Source organism: Hydrogenivirga sp. 128-5-R1-1, from assembly GCF_000171895.1.
In genome coordinates this window covers 1-1,055 of the sequence record NZ_ABHJ01000521.1, presented here as the reverse complement: position 1 = coordinate 1,055, position 1,055 = coordinate 1, and the positions used below count along the sequence as shown (strand labels likewise).

The 1,055-nt window shown below is 30.0% G+C and carries 1 protein-coding gene; it reads right to left on the bottom strand.

Translation table 11 applies throughout. The features are described from left to right. Positions 1 to 971: POTRA domain-containing protein (locus tag HG1285_RS00220; protein WP_008289725.1), on the bottom strand; the 971-nt coding region annotated here is incomplete at its 3' end. Between the last annotated feature and the right edge of the window lie 84 nt (positions 972 to 1,055).

Sequence of the window (1,055 nt, the reverse complement as noted above, 5' to 3'; positions counted from 1 at the left end):
GTATCAGAGTTTATTTTTATTTCGGCAACCTTGTATCTATCCCCTTCATAAATTGAAAAGAATATATCCGTTCTGTTTTCCTCAAAATATTCTTTATACGAAGGAATTACCATAACATCAAGGAAACCATTTTCCCTGTATAGATTTTCAATATTTTTTGTAGATTGGACTATCTGATAATAATTAAAACCATTTTGAGCAAAGGTGAGCTGCTTTTTCAGTTGTTTTTCATTAAAAAATTTATTACCTGAAAAATGTATGTTATATTTCATTCCAAGGTCTGCAAATAAAATAATATCAACTTTATTTCTACCTGAAGGTCTAAAATTTACAAGATTTACAAAAGAGTCATAATAATCATTTTCATAAAGGAATTTTTGGAGTCTATCTAAACCTGCTGTTATGGCAGACAGATTAAACATATCTCCCTTTTCAATACCTATAGCTTTTATCATCTTCTTTTTAAATTCTTCAGAAACAGGCACAGATGTGTATATACGGAAACTGTTTATATCTTTTTCTCCTCCCTCATCTATATCCAGCGTAATATAAACATTTCCCTCCTCATCTATATCTGCTTTTACAGAAACCTGTGCAAATGGAAATCCATTATCCATATAAAACTTTTTTAGCCTTATGTAGATATTATGTAAAATTTTAGGGTCTATAGAGGAACCCTCAATTAAACCAGTGATTGCAAGAATTTCCCTCCGCCAGAATGACCTGTTCCCATGGATTGTTACATCCTTTACATATAGCTTCCTTTTTAGATATACAGTATTACCCTTTACATATATTTTTAAGAAATCATCTGTTTTTTTAAGCAGTTCAACAATTAGATTAATGTCTTTAGTTTTGTTATATATTTCCTGCAGATTGTTATAAGGAAGCGGATAATCAGATACTATTTTCAGCCCCTCCCCATAAGCATATAAGAAAGTTAAAAGGAAAAATATAAAAATCTTCCTCATTAAATCCCCATTTATAGTAGTATCATAAAATTATATACTCGGATAGAGCAGGTTAAGTTATGAAAAAAGCTTTAACAATAGCAG